Origin of the sequence: Pseudomonas lundensis (assembly GCF_001042985.1) — a bacterium.
Taxonomy (GTDB): domain Bacteria; phylum Pseudomonadota; class Gammaproteobacteria; order Pseudomonadales; family Pseudomonadaceae; genus Aquipseudomonas; species Aquipseudomonas lundensis.
Window position 1 is genome coordinate 135,103 of sequence record NZ_JYKY01000001.1, and the last position, 24,789, is coordinate 159,891.

The window sequence follows — 24,789 nt, forward strand, 5'->3', positions numbered from 1 at the left end:
GCAAGGTTTGCGGCACATTTTTGTGCTGTTCCGAACTCTGGCCGCTGCCTTGCAGCGGCTTTTGTATTTTCTGAAATAACGAAGTGGAGAGCCGCATGGTTCCCGTAATCGCCCTGGTGGGCCGACCAAACGTCGGCAAGTCCACCTTGTTCAACCGCCTGACCAGGACACGTGACGCCATCGTCGGCGACTTGTCCGGTCTGACCCGTGATCGCCAATACGGTGAGGCCAAGTGGCAAGGGCGTTCCTACATTCTGGTCGACACCGGCGGTATCTCCGGTGACGAGCACGGTATGGACGAAAAGATGGCCGAGCAGTCACTGCTGGCCATCGAAGAAGCTGATGTGGTGCTGTTCCTGGTAGATGCCAAGGCGGGTTTCACTGCCGCTGACCAGATGATCGGCGAACACCTGCGCAAACGAAACAAGCGTTCCTACGTGGTTGCCAACAAGGTCGACAACATCGACCCGGACATGGCTCGCGCAGAATTCGCACCGTTGGGCATGGGCGACGCGATTCCGATCGCCGGTGCCCACGGCCGCGGTATCTCGCAGTTGCTCGAAGTGGCGTTGTCCTCGTTCCCGCGTGACGAAGACGATGCCGAAGAAGGCGAACCGGAAATCGTTCTTGAAGGCGAGGAAGCCAAGCGCATTCCTGGGCCGGGCGAGAAAGACGGCATCAAGATCGCGATCATCGGTCGTCCGAACGTCGGCAAATCGACACTGGTCAACCGTATGCTCGGTGAAGACCGGGTTATCGTGTACGACCAGCCCGGCACGACCCGTGACAGCATTTACATCCCGTTTGAGCGTAACGACGAGAAGTACACGCTGATCGACACGGCCGGTGTGCGCAAGCGCGGCAAGATCCACGAAGAAGTCGAAAAATTCTCCGTGGTCAAAACCCTGCAAGCGATCAAAGACGCCAACGTGGTGATCTTTGTCATGGACGCGCGCGAAGGCGTTGTGGATCACGACCTGAACCTGTTGGGCTTTGCGCTGGAGGCCGGTCGGGCTCTGGTCATCGCGATCAACAAGTGGGACGGCATGACCCCGAGCGAGCGCGACTACGTCAAGACCGAGCTGCAACGCCGCTTGTTCTTCGTCGACTTTGCCGACATCCACTTCATCTCGGCGCTGCACGGCACGGGCGTGGGTAACCTGTACCAGTCGGTACAGAACTCCTTCAAGTCGGCGGTGACCCGCTGGCCAACGAATCGCCTGACCCAGATCCTTGAAGATGCCGTGGGCGAGCACGCACCGCCGATGGTCAACAACCGTCGCATCAAGCTGCGTTATGCCCACTTGGGTGGTGCCAACCCGCCGATTATCGTGATTCACGGTAACCAGGTTGAGAAGGTGCCGAAGTCTTATGTCCGTTACCTCGAAAACACCTACCGTCGTGTCTTGAAGCTGGTCGGTACGCCGATCCGCATCGAGTTCAAAGGGGGTGAGAACCCGTACGAGGCGAACAAAAACTCGTTGACCGACCGTCAGGTCAACAAGAAGCGCCGCATGATGTCGCACCACAAGAAAGCCGAGAAAAAACGCAAAGACAAGCGCTGATCGCGCAACCTCCATGCGTAATGAGAAAGGGTCCTGACGGGCCCTTTTTCGTGTCTGGTGTTTGGGCTATCCTCCGTGGGTCCTGTGCCGCAGTCAGTGCCGGGAACTCAACAGGGAACGGCCATGATCACCAGCAAGTTGCCGAACGTCGGCACCACCATCTTCACGCGCATGTCGCAGCTCGCGACTGAAACCGGCGCCCTCAACTTGTCTCAGGGGTTCCCTGACTTTGATGGCCCGCAAGCCTTGCGTGATGCTGTCGGTCAACACATTGCCAGTGGTCACAACCAATACGCCCCGATGACCGGCTTGCCCGCGCTACGTCAGCAAGTGGCCGCCAAAATAAGCCGCAGCTATGGCGTAACGGTCGATGCGGACGCTGAAGTGACCATCACGCCGGGTGCGACTCAGGCCATTTTCTGTGCCATTCAGGCTGTTATTCACCCTGGTGATGAAGTCATCGTGTTTGACCCCTGTTACGACAGTTACGAGCCTTCCGTAGAGCTGGCCGGTGGCCGTTGCGTTCACGTGCCGCTGGCACTGGATGATTTCTCCATCGACTGGCAAAAACTCAGTGAGGCCATTGGCCCACGTACGCGCATGATTATCCTCAATAGCCCCCACAACCCGAGCGGGGCGCTGATCAGCCGCGGGGAGCTGGACCAGTTGGCAAAACTGATCGAACACCGTGACATCTACCTCATCAGCGATGAGGTGTACGAACATTTGGTGTTCGACGGGGTGCCCCACGTCAGTGTTTTGTCACATCCCGAGTTGTACCATCGCGCATTCGTTGTCAGTTCTTTCGGCAAGACCTACCACGTAACCGGCTGGAAAACCGGGTATGTGGTCGCGCCGCCCGCCCTGACGTCAGAGCTGCGTAAAGTGCACCAATACGTCAGTTTTTGTGGGGTGACGCCGCTGCAATATGCGCTGGCCGATTTTATGGCCGCTTGCCCGCAGCACGTCGAAGAACTGCCTGCTTTTTATCAGGCCAAGCGCGACCTGTTTTGTGATTTGTTAAGCCCATCGCGCTTTACCTTCAAGCCGGTGGCGGGGACTTACTTTCAGTTGGTTGATTACTCCCTTATTCGTCCGGACCTTAATGATGTCGACATGGCCGTGTGGCTGACCCGCGAACATGGCGTGGCGACGATTCCGGTTTCGGTGTTCTACCAGACCCCGCCCGAAGGGCAGCGGCTGGTTCGCCTATGTTTTGCAAAACGCGAGGAGACGCTGCGTGAAGCAGCAGAAAAACTATGCGTGATCTAAGTGGTTTACCCGATTTAACTGTAGCGCTGGTTCAGACCACCCTGGCCTGGCATGACCGTCAGGCCAATTTCGATCATTTCGACGACCTGCTGCAGCAGGCCGCGGGCGCGGACCTGGTGGTACTGCCTGAAATGTTCACCACCGGTTTCAGCATGGACTCCAGAGCCCTGGCTGAAGCAGAAAATGGCCCGACCACCACGTGGTTGCGCGAGCAAGCCAAAAAACTCGATGCCGTTGTGACAGGCAGCATCATCATTGAAGCGGCGGATGGCAGCCATCGTAATCGGCTGCTATGGGCCCGCCCGGACGGTGTCGTGCTGCACTACGACAAACGTCACTTGTTCCGTATGGCAGGCGAGCACGAACACTTCACCCCCGGTGAACGTCAGGTTCAGTTCGAAGTGAAGGGCTGGCGCATCAGGCCATTGATCTGTTACGACCTGCGCTTCCCGGTCTGGAGTTGCGATCCCCATGACACCGATTTGTTGCTTTACACCGCCAACTGGCCGGGCGCGCGGCGTCTGCACTGGAATCGCCTGCTGCCTGCCCGGGCCATTGAAAACCTGTGTTATGTCGCCGCCGTAAACCGGGTCGGAGCCGATGGCAAGGGACTGGTGTACACGGGTGACAGCCATATTCTCGATTTTCAGGGCGAGTCACTGCTCAGCGCAGGTGAGGCGGATGGCGTGTTCCAGGTCAGCTTGAACGCCGGTGAACTGGCCGCTTACCGTGAGCGTTTTCCGGCGGATCTGGATGCGGATGCGTTCGAGCTGAAAGTCTAAGGCCATACCGTCCACACGGGCGGTGAGGGCGTTCAGGGTGTAGCGCGCAAAAAAAGCCCCCATGGCCTTCACCATGGGGGCTTTTGTGTCGCTGGCCTGCGTTAAGCGGCTTTTGCTTCGGCTTCGCTCAGGGCACGGTTCAGTGCGCTGAACAGGGCTTTGAAGCTGGCGGTGGTGATGTTTTCATCGATGCCGACGCCATGCACGGCGCGCTCGCCGTTGACCCGCAATTCAATGTAGGCCGCCGCTTTGGCGTGGGTGCCCGCACCGATGGCATGCTCGTTGTAATCCATGATCTCGGCCTTGACCGGCAAGCCTGCTACCAGTGCCTCCAAAGCGCCATTGCCTTTACCGCTCCAGCGCAGGTTGGTTTCGCCCGCGCCCTTGGCTGACACCTCGACGTCGACAGCACTGTGGCCGTTCTCTTCTTGCAAGCGATGGCTCACCAACGCGTAAGGCGTGTTGGCTTGCAGGTATTCGCTGTGCAACAGGCTGTGGATCTGCTGGGCCGTCATCTCAAGGCCCAGACGGTCAGTTTCACGTTGCACCACCTGACTGAATTCGATCTGCATGCGGCGCGGCAAGCTGATGCCGTATTCCTGCTCGAGCAGGTAGGCAATGCCGCCTTTGCCGGACTGGCTGTTCACGCGAATCACGGCTTCGTAGCTGCGACCGATGTCTGCCGGGTCGATTGGCAAGTACGGTACTTCCCACAACGCGTCTGGCTTCTGCTGAGCGAATCCTTTGCGGATGGCATCCTGGTGCGAGCCGGAGAAGGCGGTATGCACCAGGTCGCCCACATACGGGTGGCGCGGGTGAACCGGAATCTGGTTGCACTCTTCGACGACTTTGCGCACGCCGTCGATGTCCGAGAAGTCCAGTTGCGGGTCCAGGCCCTGGGTGTACATGTTCAATGCCACGGTCACCAGATCGACGTTACCGGTGCGCTCGCCGTTGCCGAACAGGCAGCCTTCGACACGGTCGGCGCCCGCCATCAGGCCGAGTTCGGTGGCCGCCACACCGGTGCCACGGTCATTGTGGGTGTGCAGGCTGATGATCACGCTGTCACGACGGTTGATATGGCGACCGAACCACTCGATCTGGTCGGCGTAAATGTTCGGCGTGGCGCACTCAACCGTGGCAGGCAGGTTGAGGATCATCTTGTGCTCAGGGGTCGGGTTCCAGACCTCAATCACGGCATCACACACTTCTTTGGCAAATTCCAGCTCAGTGGCGCTGAACGTCTCGGGCGAGTACTCGAATGTCCACTGGGTTTCAGGCTGTTGCGACGCGTATTTGACGAACAGCTTGGCTGCGCTGACGGCGATTTCCTTGATGCCGTCCTTGTCCTGGTTGAACACGATGCGGCGGAAGGCCGGGCAAGTCGCGTTGTACAAGTGAACGATGGCTTTTTTGGCACCGCGAAGCGACTCGAACGTGCGGGCGATCAAATCTTCGCGGCCCTGGGTCAAGACCTGAATGGTCGTGTCATCCGGGATATGGCCGTCTTCAATCAGGGTGCGCACAAAGTCGAAATCGGTTTGCGAAGCGGCCGGGAACGACGCCTCAATCTCCTTTACACCCACGCTCACCAGCGTCTTCCAGAAGCGCAGCTTCTTCGCCGCATCCATCGGTTCGATCAGCGACTGGTTGCCGTCGCGCAGATCGGAGCTGCACCAGATAGGTGCTTGAGTGATGGTTTTCGACGGCCAGGTCCGGTCAGGCAAATCAATGACGGGGAACGGGCGGTATTTGGAAGACGGGTTTTTGAGCATGGTCATCAGGCAATCCTTATTGTACGAGCCGAAAAAAGGCGGCTAACCGGAGATACAAAGCAGAGGGGCGAGGCACCGCAATCAGCTTTGCAGTCGTGCGCTGACGAGGCAAAGGCTGCGATGTTGACGTTGCAGAATGAGGGTGTGAGAGGTTTTCATGGCCTCAACCCTAACCATTGGCAGTAAGGATGGCAAGCGGCCAAAAAACTTTGAGAGGAATGCTCGTAAATGAATGGTTTTCGAAGGTAAATAGCGCAATCGTCTTTTATTGTTGCTTTTGATTGCGCTTCAAAGAGTGCTGCCAGCGTTTTGTGCTCTGCGCGCTCGGTGCAAATGTTACGGCTGGAAAGCGCCAATGAAAATCGCCGGGTCGACGCGCGCATCATTCAGGCTGACATTCCAATGCATGTGCGGTCCGGTAGCGCGGCCGGTTGATCCGACCCTGCCCACCACATCGCCCCGTGCCAGTTGCTGCCCGACCTGGGTGTCAATCTTCGACATGTGACAAAACATGCTGATGAACCCTTGGCCGTGGTCAACAAACACCGTATTGCCGTTGAAGAAATAATTGCCGATCAAAATCACCTTGCCTGCTGCGGGCGTTTTGATTGGCGTACCTGCGGGCACGGCAAAATCCAGACCGGCGTGCGGGTTACGCTCTTCGCCATTGAAGAAGCGCCGCACGCCAAACTTGCTCGACAGCGGTCCATTGACCGGTTTGTCGAGCAACAGGTTGCTCGGCGTCGTGGGGCTGAACGTGCGGTAGGCCTTGATCTGAATGGCCAGCTCGTTGTCGATGCGTTTGAGGTCAGCGGGGTTCGGATTGACCTGACGCTGGTTTTTCAGGGTGATGCGCTGTTCGGGGTATTTTTTGTGACCAACCGTGAAATTCAGGTCACGGCCGCCTGCGCTGATGGATTGAGTACCGGGTTTGACCGTTAACGGAATACCGACGATGGCACGCCAAGTGTCCTGTTCCTTGACCACCAGCACCGGTTTGCCCTGATAGGTGGCCTTGGGCGCTTGCGCGCCGCTGCCCAGTTCAATCACGGCCACACCGCCCTGCACCGGTTTGTTGAGCAGGCGGGTGATGTAACTGTCAGCCGCGTTCGCGTTGACGGTCAGGCATAGCAACAAAAGAGCAGAGACGAAACGCAGCATCGATCAATCCAGTAATGAAAGGGTGACAGGCGTGAGGTGGTTGTCCTCGACGCGCACATGGAGTTCGCCTTCACCCAGCTTGGCTTTCAGGCGTTGGCCGTTGTGAGTTTGTCCGGCGCTGCGAATGGCGTTGCCGCGTTCGTCGAGCAGGATGCTGTACCCGCGTCCCAGGGTGGCCAGCGGGCTGACCACGTGCAGCGTTTGCATCTGGCTTTGCAACTGCAGTCGACGGGCCTTGAGGCCTTCGCGCATCGCGCGCGGCAAGCGCTCGGCCAGACTGTCGAGGCGCTGGCGCAGCAGGGCCAGTTGGCGGCCGGGGTGTTGACCGGCCAAGCGCGTTTCCAGGCGAATCAGGCGCTCTCGACGGGTATTGAGGCTGCGTTCAAAGGCGCGGCGCATGCGCATGTCCAGGTCATCCAGGCGCTGTGCTTGCTGGCGCAGACGCTCGCCGGGGTGACGCAAGCGACGCGCGAGCCCGTCAAGGCGCAGGCGCTCACGCATCAAACGGTCACGTATACGCATCACCAGGCGTCTGTGCAGGCTTTCAATGCGGTGTTGCAAGTCGCTGGAATCCGGGGCCAGCAACTCGGCGGCGGCAGACGGCGTAGGCGCTCGCACATCGGCCACGAAGTCACTGATCGAGACATCGGTCTCGTGACCGACAGCGCTCACGATCGGGGTGACGCAGGCATCGATGGCGCGGGCGACGGCCTCTTCGTTGAAGCACCACAAGTCCTCCAGCGAACCCCCGCCACGGGCCAGAATCAGCGCATCAAAGCCACGTGCATCGGCAATTTTCAACGCTCGCACGATTTGCGCAGTGGCTTCGCGCCCCTGAACGGCGGTAGGAATCAGGGTCAACTCGACCTGAGGTGCGCGTCGGCGAAATACGCTGATGATGTCGCGTATCACGGCGCCGGTGGGCGAACTGATAATCGCGATGCGCTGCGGGTGGGCGGGCAGGGCGACCTTGCGTTCAGCGCTGAACAGGCCTTCGGCGCTGAGCTTTTCTTTCAGCGCATCAAAGGCCATCCGCAGCGCGCCGTCACCCGCAGGCTCAACGGTATCGAGGATCAGTTGGTAATCGCCCCGGCCTTCGAATAACGACACCTTGCCGCGCACCTTGACCGCCAGGCCATCTTTCAAGGTTTGGCGTACGCGGGCAGCGTTGTTGCGAAACAGCGCGCACCGCACCTGGGCGCCGCTGTCCTTGAGGGTGAAATACACGTGGCCGGACGCCGGGCGAGCGAGGTTGGAGATTTCGCCTTCGACCCAGATGTTGCTGAACACGTCTTCGAGCAACACCCGGGCACGGCCGTTTAGCTGGCTGACGGTCAGGACTTCGCGGTCCAGATTGAGTCTTGCAAAGGGGTCTTTAATCATGTCGGCCATCATAAGGGCGGATTGTTATCACTGCACGTATCTGGTTACAGTCCGAGCACTAAAAACAAGGAAGTTGCCCCATGGATCTGCCTTACACCGGGAGCGAGTGGTTGTTGCTGGAGCTGGCCATCGCTCTGGCGTACATCGTATTTGGCGTGGCCGGGTTCGGCACCGCGCTGGTGGCGGGCCCGCTGTTGATCCTGTGCCTGCCGTTATCGAAAATCATCCCGTTGCTGGTGCTGCTCGATTTTGTGGCGGCATTCGGGAATTGGTTGCCCGCGCGTCGCGACGTGGCACGCGCCGAGCTCTTACGCTTGCTGCCCTGCATGGCGCTGGGGTGCCTGGTCGGTGTGGTGTTTCTGCTGAACCTCAAATCAGATGTGTTGCTGCTGATGATGGGGATTTTCATCAGCGCCTATGCGATCTACAGCCTGGCCGTGAAGGCACGGCCAAGGCAGGTGGCGGCCGGTTGGGCGATTCCGGCCGGCACGGTGGGCGGGTTGTTTGGTGCACTGTTTGGCAGTGGCGGCTTTTTGTATGCGCTGTACCTCAATGCACGCTTGCCCAAAGAGGCGGCGCGGGCCACGCAAAGTGCGTTGATCAGTTGCAGCACGGTGGTGCGCTTGACCTTGTTTGTGATGGCCGGGGTGTACGCCGATGGCGCGCTGCTGCTATTGGCCGTCTGTCTGTTACCGGCAATGGCACTCGGGTTATGGACGGGACGCCGACTGACGCGCAAATTGTCCCGCGAGGCCTTTGTGCGACTGGTGACATGGCTGGTGCTGGCCAGCGGCATTGCCCTGATCGTGCGCTACTTGAGCGCTTGACCTCGGGGGATCAGGCTTTAAGCTGCGCCCCCTGAAACCCTTGCAGTCTGCGCCAGTGTTTACACCTTTGGCTTTGTTCTCTTTTTATACGTGTCGTTTTTCATGAATTCGCAAAGCATCATCGTCCCCAAAATCTCCACCTTGCCGGTTCATGAGCCGCGCGCCCGCGCCATCGTGCGCTGGTTAGTGCGCAAAAATATCATTGAAGAAGCCCTGACCACCTGCGGTCGCACCGGCAACGGCATGGCCCATGCCATCGCGCCAGGCGCTGCCGAGGTCGTGCTGCACCCTGAGGCGCTGCCGTTCGGTGAACCGGTCAATGGTCTGGAAATCATTACCAAGCGCTGCATCTACACCCCGGCCAAGGGGTTTCTTGAAGAAGCCGGATGCGCCGAGTGTCGCAAGGAAGTCGGTGAGGCCCTGTTCGAAAGCCTTGAAGACTGGATGCCGGGGCGCACCGACAACTTCACTTGCCCGTTGTGCGGCCATGAAGATGACATCAATGGTTTCCTGTTCCTGCAGCCCTGTGCGTTCTCCAATCTGGGGTTCATCTTCAATAATTGGGCCGAGGCGGGTTTCAAACAGAGCTTCCTGGACGAGTTTGCCGACTGGCTGGATCAACCCGTGGCGTGGGTGAGGGTGGAGCTTTAACGCGTGCGCCAGCGCCGGGGCATTTTTTCTGCCTTGAGAGTCAGCAAATCATTGACCCTTAGCGCAAAACTCTCTAAAGGTTTCCGTTGAGCCGCACAGGTGTTTTAAGTACAATGGCGCGCTTCCATTTTCCCGCTCGGGAGCCCCAGCGATGCTGCGTATCAGCCAAGAAGCACTCACTTTCGATGACATCCTTCTCGTCCCCGGTTATTCCGAGGTTCTCCCGAACGAAGTCAGCCTCAAGACTCGTTTGACCCGTGGCATTGAACTGAATATTCCGCTGGTTTCCGCCGCAATGGACACCGTAACTGAAGCCCGTCTGGCAATCGCCATGGCTCAGGAAGGCGGTATCGGTATCATCCACAAGAACATGACCATCGAGCAGCAAGCTCACGAAGTCCGCAAGGTCAAGCGTTTCGAAGCCGGTGTGGTCAAAGAGCCCATCACGATCGAAGCGGATGCCACCGTCCGTGAACTGCTCGAACTGACCCGCCAGCACAACATCTCCGGCGTTCCGGTCCTGCAAAATGGCGACCTGGTCGGCATCGTGACTTCCCGTGACGTGCGCTTTGAAAACCGTCTGGAAGCCTCCGTACGCGATGTGATGACGCCCAAAGAGCGTCTGGTCACCGTCAAGGAGGGCGCCGACAAAGAAGAAGCCCGCGAGCTGTTGCACAAACACCGCATCGAGCGCGTTCTGATCGTTGACGACAAATTTGCCCTCAAAGGCATGATGACCGTCAACGACATCGAAAAAGCCAAGGCCTACCCGTTGGCCAGCAAGGACGACCAAGGTCGTCTGCGCGTGGGCGCTGCGGTCGGCACCGGCAAAGACACCGCTGATCGCGTTGCAGCCCTGGTTGCTGCCGGCGTTGACGTTGTCGTAGTCGACACCGCGCATGGTCACTCCAAAGGCGTGATCGACCGCGTGCGTTGGGTCAAGCAGAACTTCCCTGACGTGCAAGTCATTGGCGGCAACATTGCCACCGGCGCAGCGGCACTGGCGCTGGCTGAAGCGGGCGCGGACGCCGTCAAGGTCGGTATCGGCCCGGGCTCGATCTGCACCACCCGTATCGTGGCCGGTGTGGGCGTTCCGCAAATCAGCGCGATTGCCAATGTGGCCGCTGCCCTTGAAGGCACTGGCGTTCCCCTGATCGCTGACGGCGGCATCCGTTTCTCCGGTGACCTGTCCAAGGCCATCGTGGCCGGTGCGTCCTGCGTGATGATGGGGTCGATGTTTGCCGGTACTGAAGAAGCACCGGGCGAAATCGAGCTGTTCCAGGGGCGTTCCTACAAGGCCTATCGCGGCATGGGTTCGCTGGGTGCGATGTCGCAGTCCCAGGGTTCCTCCGACCGTTACTTCCAGGACTCCTCCGCAGGTGCCGAGAAGCTGGTGCCCGAAGGCATCGAAGGTCGCGTGCCGTACAAAGGCTCGCTGACAGCGATCATTCACCAACTGATGGGCGGTCTGCGTTCTTCGATGGGTTACACCGGCAGCGCCGACATCGAACAAATGCGTACCCAGCCAGAGTTCGTGCGTATCACCGGTGCCGGCATGGCTGAATCTCACGTCCACGACGTGCAGATCACCAAGGAAGCGCCAAACTATCGCGTAGGTTGATAGTAATCGCACCCAGGCCAATGCCGGGTGCGATGCGAATTAAGTAACCGGGGCTGTTTGATTCAGCCCCGTGTCGTTTCTGAAATTAATCGAGATTTTGTCATGGCCCTCGACATTCACGCTCACCGCATCCTGATCCTGGACTTCGGTTCCCAGTACACCCAGCTGATCGCCCGCCGCGTGCGCGAGATCGGTGTCTACTGCGAACTGCACCCGTTCGACATGGACGACGCCGCGATCCGCGAATTCGCCCCTAAAGGCATCATCCTGGCAGGCGGCCCGGAGTCGGTTCACGAAGCCAACAGCCCGCGCGCGCCACAGGCCGTTTTCGATCTGGGCGTACCGGTCTTCGGCATTTGCTACGGCATGCAGACCATGGCCGAGCAACTGGGCGGCAAGGTTGAAGGTTCCGAGCTGCGTGAGTTCGGTTATGCCCGCGTAGACGTGGTCGGCAAAAGCCGCCTGCTCGACGGCATCGAAGACCATATCGACTCCGACGGCCTGTTCGGCCTGGACGTCTGGATGAGCCACGGTGACAAAGTCACCAAAATGCCGTCTGACTTCCACATTCTGGCCAGCACCCCGAGCTGTCCGATTGCCGGTATGTTCAACGACGAACGCGGCTACTACGGCGTTCAGTTCCACCCGGAAGTGACCCACACCAAACAGGGCGGCCGCATCCTGTCGCGCTTCATCCTCGACATCTGCGGCTGTGAAGCCCTGTGGACGCCGTCGAAGATCGCTGAAGACGCAATCGCCAACATCCGCGCCCAGGTCGGCACCGACAACGTGTTGCTCGGTCTGTCGGGCGGCGTGGACTCCTCGGTCGTGGCGGCCCTGCTGCACAAGGCCATTGGCGACCAGCTGACTTGCGTGTTCGTCGACAACGGCCTGCTGCGCCTGCACGAAGGCGAGCAAGTGATGGCCATGTTCGCCGAGAACATGGGCGTCAAAGTGATTCGCGCCAACGCTGAGGACCAGTTCCTCAACAACCTGGCGGGCGAATCCGACCCTGAGAAAAAGCGCAAGATCATCGGCCGTACCTTCATCGACGTGTTCGATGCCCAATCCTGCAAGCTGGACAACATCAAGTACCTGGCCCAAGGCACCATCTACCCGGACGTGATCGAATCGGCTGGCGCCAAAAGCGGCAAGGCGCACGTCATCAAGTCGCACCACAACGTGGGCGGCCTGCCGGAAGAAATGAACCTCAAGCTGGTTGAACCGCTGCGCGAGCTGTTCAAGGACGAAGTTCGTCGTCTGGGGCTGGAACTGGGCCTGCCGTACGACATGGTCTACCGTCACCCGTTCCCGGGCCCGGGCCTGGGCGTGCGCATCCTGGGTGAAGTGAAAAAGGAATACGCCGACATCCTGCGTCGTGCTGACCACATCTTCATCGAAGAGCTGCGCAAGGCCGACTGGTATCACAAAGTCAGCCAAGCGTTCGTGGTGTTCCAGCCGGTGAAATCGGTGGGTGTGGTCGGTGACGGCCGTCGTTACGCCTGGGTTGTTGCCCTGCGTGCCGTAGAAACCATCGACTTCATGACTGCGCGTTGGGCACACCTGCCTTACGAACTGCTGGAAACCGTGAGCGGTCGCATCATCAACGAAATCGAAGGCATCTCCCGCGTTACCTACGACGTGTCGAGCAAGCCGCCGGCAACGATTGAGTGGGAGTAAGCATTTCTCGTAACTAATTGATTTTTGTGTAAAAAATTATGATGGTTACGATATTCTCTATGTTATCAATGGCGTTGGCCATGGTGCTCAGTGCAAGCATCACTAGAAAAGGACATCGATACCACGTTCAGTTGGACAATGCTGGCATGGTATCGAGTGTGCTTATCCGCGCAGAGGAAGTAATGGCTGGCGGGGGGGCTGATTTCAGCATCGAATGTGGTGCGCCTCATTGCTCACACGATGTTTACCGACTATGCGAAACGAAATAATCGCTTGATGCTGTGCGATTATTCTTTGGCTGGAATGGATAACGTAGCCCTCAAACCTCCCTCGGCCCTGTTTACCAGTTCGATACTACCGTTCAAGCGCATGGCGATTGTATTGACGATGGTTAGCCCTAAACCGGCTCCTTGCGCCGTTCCACGGCTATAGAAACGCTCAAACAATCGCTCTCTAGATGACTCATCAATTCCCGGCCCTTGGTCGTCGACGGTCAAATTACAGAAGCCATCAGCCTGGCTCAGTTGCACAGTGATTGCCCCGTGTTCGGGAGAGAAACTGGCTGCGTTGGTGATCAGGTTGTTCAGCGCGATGTCAATGGCGGCGGGGTTGGCGAATACGTAAAATGGCTGGTCGCTGACATTGAATATCAGTTCAAGGTTTTTGCTCAACAGCCACGGTGTCAGTTGCACGAGACTGTTACGTACGGTTTCGCTGAGGTCGATGCGCTGTAGCGGTGTCGGATTAGGTTGGGGTTCCAGTCGCGCCATGGTCAGTAACTGGTTGACCAGTCGGCTGGTGCGATCAACGCCTGATATAAGGAATTCCAGCGATTCGCGACGTTCCTGTTCCGTGCCTGCCTCCAGCAGGTTTTGCGCATGTACACGCAGCACGGCGAGTGGCGTACGCATTTCGTGGGCTGCGTCGGCAATGAAGCGTCGTTCGCGGCCAAGCACTTCTTGAATCTGCGCGAGCATGCGGTTGAGCGCCGCCTGCATGGGCTCAAGTTCGCTGGACAACGGTGCCAGTTGCAAGGGCTCAAGTGAACCGCTGTGGCGGGCACGCAGGGTCTCGGCCATGTTTGCCAAGGGCTTTAGGCCCCAGCCTATAGCGAGCCAAACCATCGCCGCGAGCAGCAAACTGCCGACGATGTTCGGCCATAGCGTATGACGCACGATGCGGTCGACCAGATCCGCGCGCACATCATCGCGCTCGCCAACCCAGATGCGCATGCCGTTTTGTGGGTCTTCAAGGAGGAATGCGCGCCAATGACGATGGTTCAAATCCGCCACATCACTGAAACCCGGTTGCGTCGGCGGTGAACTGAAGGAGGGTGCGCTGGCGGTGTGCACCAACACCTCCCCGCCAGGGCTCCATACCTGAAAAGCAATTTTCCGTTCGTAAGGATGGCCATCGCCGCGCGGAACCGCTTCGCCCAGTGCGGTATTGAAGGCCTGGTACAGTTCGGCATGCTGCTTGCTCGCCAGCGGCATGCGCATCACGCCTTGCAATAAGCGCGCGTTTTGCGCCAATTGAGCATCGTAAACCTCGGCGATTTCATGGTTGCTATCGTGCAGGTTAAAGGTGCTCAGCACCGCGAGACCGACAAGCAACAGGCCAATGATCAGCGTCAATGTACGGCGGCGGATCGAAGTCATCAGCGGTCCTCCACTAGATAGCCCACACCCCGAATGGTACGGATCAGCTCAGTGGAGAACTTTTTACGTAGGTGATGGATGTGCACTTCTAGCGTGTTACTTTCCGCTTCTTCACTCCAGCCATAGAGCAGTCGAATCAGTTGGTCGCGAGTCATCACCCGGCCTGGAGGTGAGAGCAGTTCATGCAGCAACTGATACTCCTTGGGCGTCAGTGCTACGGGAAGGCCCTTGTAGCTGACCTGCTGGGTGCTGGGGTTGAGGCTGATGCCGGCATGTTCGATCAGCGCTTGCGCGCGGCCGGCACTGCGCCGCAACAACGCTCGCAATCGCGCCTTGAGTTCGGCCAGGTCGAACGGTTTGATCAGGTAGTCGTCGGCACCGGCATCCAGCCCCGCGATGCGATCTTCGGTTGCATCGCGGGCGGTGAGAATCAATACCGGCAGGTTCGAGCCGCTGTCGCGCAGGCGCCGCAGTACTTCGAGACCGTCCATGCGTGGCAAGCCGAGATCCAGCACAGCGACATCGAACGTTTCGCTGAGCAGGGCATGCAGCGCGCTGCTGCCGTCCTTGAGCCAATCGACGGTGTATCCCTCGCGCCCAAGCGCTTGATGAATGCCTTCACCTAGCGCCACATCATCCTCAATCAGTAATACACGCACGGGGACTCCTGTCAGTCGGTTTTCTTATTGACGTCCACCAGCAGCGTGGTGATCTCTTTGCGACGTCCGGCATCTGCCGTCTCACGGCCGGGACGCGGCGCCGCTTGCAGGGCTTTTTGCAGCGCTGCTTTTGCTTCAGCGTAGCGTTTCTGACGGTAGAGGTGATCGCCCCAGAAGTACAGGGTGTCGATGCCGTCGGAGTTGAGTTGCAGCGCCTGCTTGATCAGTTGCTCAGCTTTGTCGCTGTCGCCGAAACCGATGGGCCAGCCGGGCACCCGATCATACAGCGCCGCCAGGCTAGTATAGGCAGAGCCTTGCAGGGCCTTAGGGTCGAGCGTCAGGGACTTCTCCAGGTCGGCCTTGGCTTCCTTGGCTTTCCCCAGCGCTCCGAGTCCGCCTTCGGCACCGGCCCAGCTGCTGGTGACAATGCCTTTCCAGATCCAGGCTTCGGCTACCGCCGGGCGCTGCGCAGTGAACGCCTGGGTTTCACTGGACAACTGCTCGAACGCGGCAGCGCGCTGTTTTTCCGCCACTTCATATTGGATGTGCGCCCAGCTTTGTTGAATGCTGCTCAGGCGCTGCTGGTCGGCGGCCTCCAGCGCCCAAACGCTTTGGCTGAGGGTTGCTATCAATAGGCACGCGAAGATTTTTTTCATGGTTTGAGGGTCTCGTTCTCGGGTTTTTCGCTGAAGCGACGGATCAGGGGCAACTGCTTGCGCAGACCTCGATCGACCAGTTGCGGCAGTAGATTGTTTAGGCGCACGAAGAAGCGCTCGGGCCATCCCAGATACAGGTCGCGGCGGTCCCCGGCAATCGCGTGGATCACCGCCGAGGCCACGGTTTGCGGATCATCGACGTTGGCCTTAAGCGCATCGTTCAGGGCTTGCGCCGTCACGCTGTTCATCGACGTGCGGGTGGCCCGCGGTGCGACGTAGAGCACGCTGACCCGGGTGTCGGCCAGCTCTCGGCGCAACGCTTCGGAGAACCCGCGCAGGGCAAACTTCGTCGCGCAATAGCTGGCGTAACCGGCATAGCCGATCGAGCCATAGGTCGAGCCGACGTTGACTACCATGGCGCTATCGGCCTGCTTGAGTAGCGGCAGCAAAAGCTTGGTCAGGCAAATCGGCGCGTTGATATTCAACGCGAGCATCGCACTGATATCACTGTCGTCGAGCTGTTCGAGCATGGCGAAGTGATTCACCCCTGCAGCGTTGATCAACAGATTGACTCCGCCAATTTCTTCGGCGGCGGCGAGTACTTTGCGTTGGTCGCTTGGCAGTGTCAGGTCAGCTGCGACCCAGCACAGGGCCTCAGGGTAGCGTTTGAGCAGCGGGGCCAAGGCTTCCTGATGCCGCGCCACGGCCAATACTCGAGCACCGGCGGCGCACAAGGCTTCGGCGATAGCCATGCCGATGCCGCCACTGGCACCGGTCAAGACCACGCGCGCGTTACGCAGCTGCATGTTCAATCTCCGCGTCACGAGGCAGGCCGCGAAACATGTCGGTGTACAGTCGGTACACAACTTTTGAAGCATGAATCACTGCCGCTTGATCCTCAGGATCTTCCAACTGATTCATCAGGCGGCGATAGGTTTGCATGTGTTCGATGTCGAGCGAACCATGAGAACTCAGGTAACTGAAGGCGGTTTCCGGCAACGCCAGGCGGTCCCGAATGCTCCCTGCCGCGTGTGTGGCCAGGGCGATGCTGGTGCCTTCGAGGACATTGACCATGCCGAACAGACCCACCGGGTTGCCTCTGGCGATCAGGTCATAAAGGAAGCTCACCATCAGCTCAATCGGCAGCGAAGGCTGACCATCATGCACGGCCTTGCGATCACCTCCGCAGGCTGCGATGTCGTTGAGCACCCACTGTTCGTGGCCGTATTCGTCTTCGATGTACTCGCACACCGCTTTGCGTAGCCATTCCAGACGTGTGGGCAAACGTGCGCCGCACGCCATCATCAACGGCACGGTGTGGCGCACGTGATAGTAGGCCTGTGCGAGAAAAGCCCGATAGCTATCGAGGCTGACCTTACCGTGCAACGCATCGAGGATGATGGGCAGATTGAACAGCTCGTGGCGTTCATGCTGTGTGGCTTCTTGCAGGGTGTCGAAAAAACTCATGATGCGGCTTCCTCTCGGACAACGGATTCGGTCAATTGGGCGTGGTATTGCGCGACAATGGCATCGCGGCGTGGGCGGCCATTGGCGGTTAGAAAGCCATTGGCGGCGGTGAAGGGGTGCTGCAGGCGCGTCCACTGATGCACCTGGGCGTAATCGGGCAGCGCCTCGTTGGCTTCGGCGACGGCAGCGGCTAGTTCGGCATCGGTGCAGTCCGGGCGATGCGGCCAGAGCAGGGCGTGATTGCGCGGCAAGGACTCGCCGTAAACGAACGCCTGAGCGATGTGGCGGCGCTGGATCAGCTCCGACTCGACCCATTCCGGGTTGACGTTGCGCCCGTAACTGGTGACGAACTGATGCTTCTTGCGGCCCTTGAGATATAGAAAACCTTCCGGGTCGAACTCGCCCAGGTCGCCGCTCGGCCACCACTCATCGGCGTACGGTGCGTCTCCTAGATAGCCGAGCAACGTCGAGCCCTTGATTAGCACTTCACCGTCTTCGGCCAACCGCACTTCGACATGGGGCAGCGGTCGACCGACACTGCCGGGTCGGAGTGCGCCGGGGCGGTTGAGGCACACCACTGACGCGCATTCGGACAAACCGTAACCTTCAAAAACTGGTAAGCCGACCCGTTGCGCACGATCCAGCAAATCTTTGGAAACTCGTGCACCACCGACCGCAGCAAAGCGCAGAGTTTGCGGGGCGAAGGCTTTCTGTTCGGCGGCGCTGACTAGCATCAGTAACAGCTGTGGCACCAGAATAAGGCTATGCGGCGCACGCCCGGCGAGATAACCCAGCAGGTGCGGGACATCGACGCCACTGGCGCCCTGAATGCCGAGGGTTTTCTGGCTCGGCAAACTGAGCATCGCACCGGCATACAGCGCGGCATAACAGCCTAGGTTCTCCAGCAGTATCGCCAACGGTAGTAGCGCCAAGTGATGCTGCGGCCGGGTGGTTTCGCTCGCCTGATCCAGCTCTCGTGCGACCCGCAGCAAGCTGTCGGCACTCAGGCAAACACCTTTCGGCGTGCCGGTGGTGCCGGACGTGAAGGTCAGTTTGGCGGTGCCAATCGGCATGTGTCTTTTGCTGGTAAAGGCGCGGCACCAGAACTCGCCGCGTTGCTCATAGCCCGCAGCGCGCAGTTCGGGGTCCAGCTCCGGTTCGGCAATCACGCGTTCGGCCTGACTCTGCTCCAGGCAATGGGCGCGTTGTGCCGCGCTGAAAAACGGCGGCAGCGTCACGCAGGTCAACCCTTCGAACAACACCGCAAGATCCCAGAGCATTGCGTCGACGCCGTTGTCCAGCGCCAGGGCGACGACTTGCACCTGCTCATCGCGTAGGCGCTCCTGGCGATACAGCACTTCTGCATACAGGGTGGCGTAATCGAGTTTCAGCGTATCGCCCCAAATCGCGGTCGTGTTGTCATTGCGCCGGGCATGCTCGCGCAAGGTTTCCTGAAAGCGTTGCAGTTCAAGCGACATGACAGGCTCCTTCAATCGGGGTCGGCAAACCCAGGCGGCTGAACAGGCCGATATTGCGTAGGTGGGCGAACCCGGCGCGGATATCGCCGACGTGCACCCAAGGTTTGCTCTCGTAATAACTGCCCCAGTGTTGGCGCTCGTCACCCAGTCGATCCGGATCAGCGGCGCACAATGTCACGGGTTTCAGGCCGAGACGACGGAAGCTGTTGACCAGTCCGATATTGCCGGTGAACGTCACCCATTCCAGGCCACCCATGGCCAACAGATAGGTGATGGCGATGATGCTCAGGCGCGCGCTGCCGGTGTCGCTGGCCGCCAGATTGCCAACCTCGACAATGGCATTTCGATCTACCGAGTGATCAGCCGCCGCGCTGATCAAAGGCTCGATTGGTTCATCCAGATACCGCTCCAGAAACAGCGGCTCAAGGTGAGCGCGACGCACGCCGGCCACTGCGCACAACTGGCCCTCACCGTCGTGCATGCCGAACAGCTCAGGCATGAAGTGGCGGATGTCGGCGCCGTGGGCCTTGTGGAAACGCTGCTGGATAAAATCTTCGAACGTCGCTCGCAAAGCGTCGTTCGGCAAAGCACCAGCCAAGGTTAACGGTGACATTTCAGCTTGGCCAAAATGCAAGGGCAGGGGGATGTTCCAGTCGAAATCGAGCATGGGCCGAACGCCTTCCTCAATGAGATTGAGCGAAGTATCCAAGCCATTTCTTAATGAAGTCTGAAGGTGAAAGAGGAATAACCTTTGGGTCGATCTTCAGACTCTCTTAAGGCAGGACGAGCAGGGTTACGCAGCCGGTTCAAGGCAACCGGATCAACGGTCCCTCACAACAATCAACAGGCGTTTCTTATGACCAGCGACACCTCCGTAACCCGATATGGAAAACTTTCAATAACCCTGCACTGGCTGATGCTGGCCCTGTTCGTCGGGGTATATGCCTGTGTTGAAATCAAGGGTTATCTGCCCAAAGGCAGCGAAGCGCGGGGTTTGCTCATGGGCTTTCACGGCTTGTTTGGTACAAGCATCTTCGCCCTGGTGTGGGTTCGCCTGGTCGGGCGCCTGAACCCACGACCACCGATTACCCCGCAACCACCGGCTTGGCAGATTGCTATCGCGCATCTGACACACCTTGCGCTGTACGGGCTGATGATCGCAACGCCCATCCTCGCCTGGCTGATGCTCGCAGCTGGCGATAAGCCGTTCCCGTACTTTGGCTTTCACGTGCCGGCACCGGTAGCCATTGCCCCGGACTTCGCCAAACAGCTCAAGTACTGGCATGAGCTGGTTGGCACTACAGGATATTGGTTGATTGGTTTGCACGCTGTGGCGGGGCTGTTTCATCACTATTGGGTGAAGGACAATACGCTGGAAAGGATGTTGTTTGAACGAAATTCATGAAGGACAGCTGTTGGCCGATTTCTGTCAGTCTTCACAAGCAGTACCGGCCAGAAGCTGATGGATTTGTAGTGGCCTGAGCAGGCTATTCTTGAGGCTGAGGGCATTTGCGAACTAGGGGCGATTGATGAAAGACCGTAGTCACGATGAGGCAATGGCAGAGCTTTTCCAGGCCGATCCGTCTTTTGCGGCGGATCTGCTGGCCGAGGTTGTTCGTGATGGGAATGCGGATGAGTTGGCCATTCTAGAGAGGCAGCTATCGGCAGCCTTTGCCAAGAGAGAGGCTAATCCGACTTCTTGAACGCTTTACTGTGCATGGCATTTTTCATGGTTGTTCAAATATCCAGCGTCTTAAGGCTATGTTTTATAAGAATCTTTTTGGTCAATTGATAATAGAGTGGGAATAAGCCTGGCCGGTTAACCGGTTCGATGTGAAAAAGGCGGTCAACACTCAGTGTTGACCGCCTTTTTTGTTTCTGCGCTTTGTCACCGTGCGGCTAACCGGGGTGGCGGTCACTGACGAGCGCAAGGCTGCGCGTAACCAGTGAGCCTAGCGCCGTGCCACATCGGAAAAGTAAAACTTGTCCAGCGTGTGCCGCGACTCGGTGTACTCAAACTGCCGTCCGTCCTGCAAAAACGTTTGGTTGCTGACCACGATCACATGGCTTTGGCCGTCCATGTCCAGGTGTTGCTGATCGTCCTGGCTGCGCGGCACGGCTTCGATGGTGCGCTGGGCGTAGCTGATTTGCAGCTTCAGGTGCTGTTCGATGTAGGCATAAATCGAGTGCTGGGCGATGCCTTCGTCCAACCCCGGGATCAGGTCGGTCACGAAGTGGTTGATGTCCAGAATCACGCGTTTGCCATCGATGCGCCTGACCCGTTTGATGCGGGTGATCGAACTGCCAGCCTCGGCATCAATGTGCGCGTGCAGCGCGCCTTCAAGGGCAATCTGGCTGAATTCGACCACGTCGGTGCTGACGTTTTCACCCAGCCGCGGCCAGGTTTCTTGAAAACTGACGATGCCGCCCAGTTGAAACTCAATCGGGCGGGTGGACAGCACAAACGTCCCTTTGCCATGCACCTTGTGCGCAAAACCGCGTTCCTGCAGTTGCTCAATTGCTTTGCGCACCGTGCCGCGGCTGGCCTCGTAGGTGGCCATCAATTCAGCTTCCGAGGGCAGGCGGGCGCCGTGTTGCAGGCGCTCGCTGGTGATGCTGGCAAGCAGATCGCTGTAGATCTGGTTGTATTTGGTCATGGCGAGGGCTCGATGCCGATGGGTGCTCTGGGCCCGAACCTTAAGTGCAGGGTTCAGGTAGCGCAAGTCCCATAAAAGATTGGGAGCCATCACACGCAGTCTTCAGATTTGTCTTTCAGTCCCGGTCCTGTGCTGGCGAGCGAAACATACAATACTTTAACTCGTCTGTACCAGTTGTTGATTTAACTGGTACAGACGAGTATTTTTCGTTTCAGCGTGCTGCCTCAACGACGCCCCATAACAATAATTCCAGGCAGGAGATCCGGCATGAGCCACGATTACTCTTCCATCGCCAGCGAGCTGATCACCAGCCTCGGTGGTGCCGACAACATCGAACAGGCTGCGCATTGCGTCACGCGTCTGCGCCTGGCCCTCAACGATGTAAACCGGGTCGACAGCGCGACCCTCAATCAGATCGATCTGGTCAAAGGTTCCTTTTTCAACGGCGGGCTGTTTCAGGTGGTGATCGGCCCCGGCGATGTCGAGAAGGTCTACGCCGCCTTGCGTGAGCAAACCGGGTTGGCGGCCTCGACGCTCGCAGACGTCAAACAGAAGGGCGCCGACAAGGGCAATGGCTTGCAGCGCCTGGTGCGGGTGTTTTCGGATGTGTTCATGCCGATTCTGCCAGCGCTCATCATTGCGGGCCTGTTGATGGGCATTAACAACCTGATCGGCGCCAAAGGCATGTTCATTGCCGACAAAACCCTGCTCGACGCTTATCCCTCGCTGGACGGGCTGTGGAGCCTGATCAACCTGATGGCCAATACCTCGTTTGTGTTCCTGCCCGCGCTGGTCGGCTGGTCAGCGGCCAAGCGCTTTGGCGGCAGTGAAATCCTCGGCATCGTGCTGGGCCTGATGCTGGTGCACCCCGACCTGCTCAATGCCTGGAACTACGGCAAGGCGGTGGCGGGGCTGGAGGGCCAGAGCCTGCCGTACTTCGACATCTTTGGCGTGTTCCAGATTGAAAAGGTCGGCTATCAGGGGCAAATCCTGCCGATTCTGCTGGCTGCCTACGTGATGAGCATGATCGAGAAATGGCTGCGCGCGCGGGTGCCCAATGCCATTCAACTGCTGGTGGTGCCCATTACCACGATTGTCATCACCGGGGTGCTGGCGCTGGCCGTGATTGGCCCGGTCACCCGGCATCTGGGGATTCTGATTACCCAGGGCCTGGTGATGCTGTTTGACCTGGCGCCCGTGATCGGCGGCCTGATCTTTGGTGTGCTGTATGCGCCGATGGTGATTACCGGCATGCACCACATGTTCCTCGCGGTCGATTTGCAGTTGATCTCCACGCAGGGCGGCACCTTTATCTGGCCGATGATTGTGATGTCCAACCTGGCCCAAGGCAGTGCCGCGCTCGGGGTGTTCTACATGAGCCGCAACCTGCGCGAGCGCAGCATGGCGTCAACCTCAGCAATTTCCGCCTATTTCGGCATCACCGAACCGGCGATGTTCGGCATCAACCTGCGCTACAAATTCCCGTTTTATGCGGCGCTCACCGGGTCGGCACTGGGCAGTATTTTCCTGTCGCTCAATCAGGTGCAGGCCTCGGCGATCGGTGTCGGCGGGTTGCCCGGTTTTATCTCGATCACCCCCGGGCACATCCCGATGTTTGTCATCGGGATGCTGGTGGCCATCGTCGTGCCGTTTGCCCTGACGTGTGTGCTGAGCATGAAAATCATCCGCCCCGGTTACCGCGTGGCCTGAACCCTCACTTGAGGGGCGGCGGCAGGCTGCCCCTCCTGAAAAGCGCAACCGCGATAACCCAAGGCAACACAAGGAACTTCCCCCCATGCACGATTGGCAGCGTTCGGTGATCTATCAGGTCTACCCCAAGAGTTTTCATAGCCATGCCGGCAACGCGACCGGCGATTTGCTGGGGGTGGTCGACAAGCTCGACTACCTGCAATGGCTGGGGGTGGATTACCTGTGGCTGACGCCGTTTCTGCGCTCGCCCCAGCGCGACAACGGCTATGACATCAGCGACTACTACGCCATTGACCCGAGCTACGGCAGCATGGCCGATTGCGAGCTGCTGATCCTCGAAGCCCGTGCCAGGGGCATCAAGCTGATGCTCGACATTGTGGTCAACCACACCTCCATCGAGCACCCCTGGTTCCAGCAGGCCCGCAGCAGCCTCGACAACCCGTACCGAGACTTTTACATCTGGCGCGACCAGCCAAACAACTGGCATTCCAAGTTTGGCGGGTTGGCGTGGGAGTACGAGGCGCAAACCGGCCAGTACTACCTGCACCTGTTTGACCACACCCAGGCCGACCTCAATTGGGACAACCCCAAGGTCCGCGCCGAGGTTTACACGTTGATGCGCTTCTGGCGCGACAAAGGCGTGGGCGGTTTCCGTCTGGATGTCATCAACCTGATCTCCAAGCCCGCGGACTTTGCCCAGGATGACAGTGACGGACGGCGTTTTTACACCGATGGCCCGCGGGTGCATGAGTACCTGCAAGAGATGCACCGCGAAGTCTTCGCCGGGCACGACCTGCTCAATGTCGGCGAGATGTCCTCGACCTCCCTTGAACACTGCATCCGTTATTCCGACCCGCAGCGCCGCGAGCTGTCGATGACCTTCAACTTTCATCACTTGAAGGTGGACTACCCGAACCAGCAAAAGTGGGTGCGCGCCGACGTCGACTTCCTCGCGCTCAAACGCATCCTCAGCGAGTGGCAGCAGGGCATGCAGGCCGGTGGCGGCTGGAATGCGCTGTTCTGGTGTAACCACGATCAGCCGCGCGCCGTTTCGCGCTTTGGCGATGACGGCGAACACCGCGTGCTGTCGGCCAAAATGCTGGCCACCGCCCTGCATGGCCTGCAAGGCACACCCTTTGTCTATCAGGGGGAAGAGCTCGGCATGACCAACCCCGGCTTCGAGCACATCGAGCAGTACCGCGACGTCGAAACCCTGAACATTTACCGCCTCAAGCGCGACGCAGGCGAACCCCATGCCGGGTGCATGGCCGCGATCATGCAAAAGTCGCGGGACAACGGCCGTACGCCGATGCAATGGAACCACCAGCCGAATGCAGGTTTCAGCACCGCGAAACCCTGGATAGACCTGCCGGACAACGCCACTCGCATCACCGTCGAAGACCAGCGCCACGACCCGTCGTCGGTGCTGCACCACTACCGCCGCCTGATCGCCTTGCGCCGTGCCGAGCCGTTACTGCAACACGGCGAATATCGCCCGTTGCTGCTGGACCACCCACGTGTCTGGGCCTACCTGCGTCAGGGCGATAACGAGCGATTGCTGGTGCTCAACAACTTTTACGGCACGCCCTGCGATGTCGAATTGCCCGCTGAGGTCATCGACCAGCACCGGCAACAGCGTGTGCTCATCAGTAACTACGACGACTGCCCGCAGCGAACGCGGCGCATCACGTTACGGCCCTACGAATCGTTCGCCTTGCACGTGCAGGACTGACGCGGGCTAACCCCTGCCAGCGGTTTAGCCGTTGTGATTTACCCATAACAATAAG

General features: G+C 59.0%; 22 protein-coding genes. 11 read left to right on the plus strand and 11 right to left on the minus strand.

Translation table 11 applies throughout. The annotated features are described in order from the left end of the window. Positions 1-95 precede the first annotated feature (95 nt). From der to TU74_RS00680, 3 genes are all read left to right on the plus strand, one after another. Positions 96-1,565, plus strand: a complete 1,470-nt coding sequence (der, locus tag TU74_RS00670) for a ribosome biogenesis GTPase Der (RefSeq protein ID WP_047273868.1) — start codon at positions 96-98, stop codon at positions 1,563-1,565. 123 nt (positions 1,566-1,688) lie between these two features. After that, a complete protein-coding gene (locus tag TU74_RS00675) occupies positions 1,689-2,837 on the plus strand; it encodes a pyridoxal phosphate-dependent aminotransferase (RefSeq protein ID WP_047273870.1) in 1,149 nt (382 codons plus the stop codon). After that, positions 2,825-3,619: an amidohydrolase gene (locus tag TU74_RS00680; RefSeq protein ID WP_048374741.1), complete on the plus strand. Its 795-nt coding sequence runs from the start codon at positions 2,825-2,827 to the stop codon at positions 3,617-3,619. Before TU74_RS00675 ends, TU74_RS00680 begins: the two co-directional genes overlap by 13 nt. A gap of 101 nt (positions 3,620-3,720) precedes the next feature. Here the strand turns inward: TU74_RS00680 and leuA are convergent, their stop codons facing one another. The 3 genes from leuA to xseA form a co-directional block, all read right to left on the minus strand. Further along, the gene (gene leuA / locus TU74_RS00685; protein WP_047273871.1) at positions 3,721-5,400 is read right to left on the minus strand and encodes a 2-isopropylmalate synthase; all 1,680 of its coding nucleotides are present in this window, start codon (positions 5,398-5,400) and stop codon (positions 3,721-3,723) included. A gap of 330 nt (positions 5,401-5,730) precedes the next feature. Further along, on the minus strand, positions 5,731-6,555 hold the full coding sequence (locus tag TU74_RS00690; protein WP_048374538.1) for a peptidoglycan DD-metalloendopeptidase family protein: 825 nt from the start codon (positions 6,553-6,555) through the stop codon (positions 5,731-5,733). Positions 6,556-6,558: 3 nt separating this feature from the next. Further along, a complete protein-coding gene (gene xseA, locus TU74_RS00695) occupies positions 6,559-7,938 on the minus strand; it encodes an exodeoxyribonuclease VII large subunit (RefSeq protein WP_048374743.1) in 1,380 nt (459 codons plus the stop codon). 80 nt (positions 7,939-8,018) lie between these two features. On the opposite strand from xseA, the gene TU74_RS00700 reads away from it, so the two are divergent. The 4 genes from TU74_RS00700 to guaA all read left to right on the plus strand — a co-directional run bounded on the left by TU74_RS00700 (position 8,019) and on the right by guaA (position 12,717). Continuing rightward, positions 8,019-8,765, plus strand: coding sequence for a sulfite exporter TauE/SafE family protein (locus TU74_RS00700; protein WP_048374539.1), 747 nt, complete (start codon positions 8,019-8,021; stop codon positions 8,763-8,765). A 102-nt stretch (positions 8,766-8,867) separates the two neighbouring features. After that, on the plus strand, positions 8,868-9,416 hold the full coding sequence (locus tag TU74_RS00705) for a hypothetical protein (protein WP_047273877.1): 549 nt from the start codon (positions 8,868-8,870) through the stop codon (positions 9,414-9,416). A 151-nt stretch (positions 9,417-9,567) separates the two neighbouring features. Further along, complete coding sequence (guaB, locus tag TU74_RS00710; RefSeq protein WP_047273879.1) at positions 9,568-11,037, plus strand: IMP dehydrogenase; 1,470 nt, start codon at positions 9,568-9,570, stop codon at positions 11,035-11,037. 102 nt (positions 11,038-11,139) lie between these two features. Continuing rightward, positions 11,140-12,717 (plus strand): glutamine-hydrolyzing GMP synthase, encoded by a 1,578-nt coding sequence (gene guaA / locus TU74_RS00715; RefSeq protein WP_048374541.1) that lies wholly within the window; start codon positions 11,140-11,142, stop codon positions 12,715-12,717. A gap of 287 nt (positions 12,718-13,004) precedes the next feature. On the opposite strand, the gene TU74_RS00720 is transcribed toward guaA, so the two are convergent. The 7 genes from TU74_RS00720 to TU74_RS00750 are packed head-to-tail and all read right to left on the minus strand — an operon-like array spanning position 13,005 to position 19,302. Further along, the gene (locus TU74_RS00720) at positions 13,005-14,375 is read right to left on the minus strand and encodes a sensor histidine kinase (RefSeq protein WP_048374543.1); all 1,371 of its coding nucleotides are present in this window, start codon (positions 14,373-14,375) and stop codon (positions 13,005-13,007) included. Beyond that, on the minus strand, positions 14,375-15,034 hold the full coding sequence (locus TU74_RS00725) for a response regulator (RefSeq protein WP_048374545.1): 660 nt from the start codon (positions 15,032-15,034) through the stop codon (positions 14,375-14,377). The genes TU74_RS00720 and TU74_RS00725 overlap by 1 nt, the downstream gene beginning before the upstream one ends. Before the next feature lie 11 nt (positions 15,035-15,045). After that, positions 15,046-15,690 (minus strand): tetratricopeptide repeat protein, encoded by a 645-nt coding sequence (locus TU74_RS00730; protein WP_048374547.1) that lies wholly within the window; start codon positions 15,688-15,690, stop codon positions 15,046-15,048. Beyond that, complete coding sequence (locus tag TU74_RS00735; protein ID WP_048374549.1) at positions 15,687-16,496, minus strand: SDR family oxidoreductase; 810 nt, start codon at positions 16,494-16,496, stop codon at positions 15,687-15,689. Before TU74_RS00735 ends, TU74_RS00730 begins: the two co-directional genes overlap by 4 nt. Next, complete coding sequence (locus TU74_RS00740) at positions 16,483-17,157, minus strand: iron-containing redox enzyme family protein (protein WP_048374550.1); 675 nt, start codon at positions 17,155-17,157, stop codon at positions 16,483-16,485. Before TU74_RS00740 ends, TU74_RS00735 begins: the two co-directional genes overlap by 14 nt. After that, on the minus strand, positions 17,154-18,635 hold the full coding sequence (locus tag TU74_RS00745; RefSeq protein ID WP_048374552.1) for an AMP-binding protein: 1,482 nt from the start codon (positions 18,633-18,635) through the stop codon (positions 17,154-17,156). The genes TU74_RS00740 and TU74_RS00745 overlap by 4 nt, the downstream gene beginning before the upstream one ends. Beyond that, positions 18,625-19,302, minus strand: coding sequence for a thermostable hemolysin (locus tag TU74_RS00750; protein WP_048374554.1), 678 nt, complete (start codon positions 19,300-19,302; stop codon positions 18,625-18,627). Before TU74_RS00750 ends, TU74_RS00745 begins: the two co-directional genes overlap by 11 nt. Positions 19,303-19,491: 189 nt before the next feature. Between TU74_RS00750 and TU74_RS00755 the strand changes: the two genes are divergently transcribed. Continuing rightward, on the plus strand, positions 19,492-20,040 hold the full coding sequence (locus tag TU74_RS00755; protein WP_048374557.1) for a cytochrome b: 549 nt from the start codon (positions 19,492-19,494) through the stop codon (positions 20,038-20,040). 124 nt (positions 20,041-20,164) lie between these two features. Then, positions 20,165-20,338: a hypothetical protein gene (locus TU74_RS24405; protein WP_164488083.1), complete on the plus strand. Its 174-nt coding sequence runs from the start codon at positions 20,165-20,167 to the stop codon at positions 20,336-20,338. A gap of 249 nt (positions 20,339-20,587) precedes the next feature. Here the strand turns inward: TU74_RS24405 and treR are convergent, their stop codons facing one another. After that, the gene (gene treR, locus TU74_RS00760; protein WP_047278801.1) at positions 20,588-21,292 is read right to left on the minus strand and encodes a trehalose operon repressor; all 705 of its coding nucleotides are present in this window, start codon (positions 21,290-21,292) and stop codon (positions 20,588-20,590) included. A gap of 267 nt (positions 21,293-21,559) precedes the next feature. On the opposite strand from treR, the gene treP reads away from it, so the two are divergent. Both treP and treC read left to right on the plus strand, forming a co-directional pair. After that, the gene (gene treP / locus TU74_RS00765) at positions 21,560-23,002 is read left to right on the plus strand and encodes a PTS system trehalose-specific EIIBC component (RefSeq protein WP_048374558.1); all 1,443 of its coding nucleotides are present in this window, start codon (positions 21,560-21,562) and stop codon (positions 23,000-23,002) included. Positions 23,003-23,087: 85 nt separating this feature from the next. Further along, positions 23,088-24,734 carry an alpha,alpha-phosphotrehalase gene (gene treC / locus TU74_RS00770; RefSeq protein ID WP_048374560.1) on the plus strand — a complete coding sequence of 549 codons (1,647 nt, stop codon included), beginning with the start codon at positions 23,088-23,090 and terminating at the stop codon, positions 24,732-24,734. Positions 24,735-24,789: the final 55 nt, after the last annotated feature.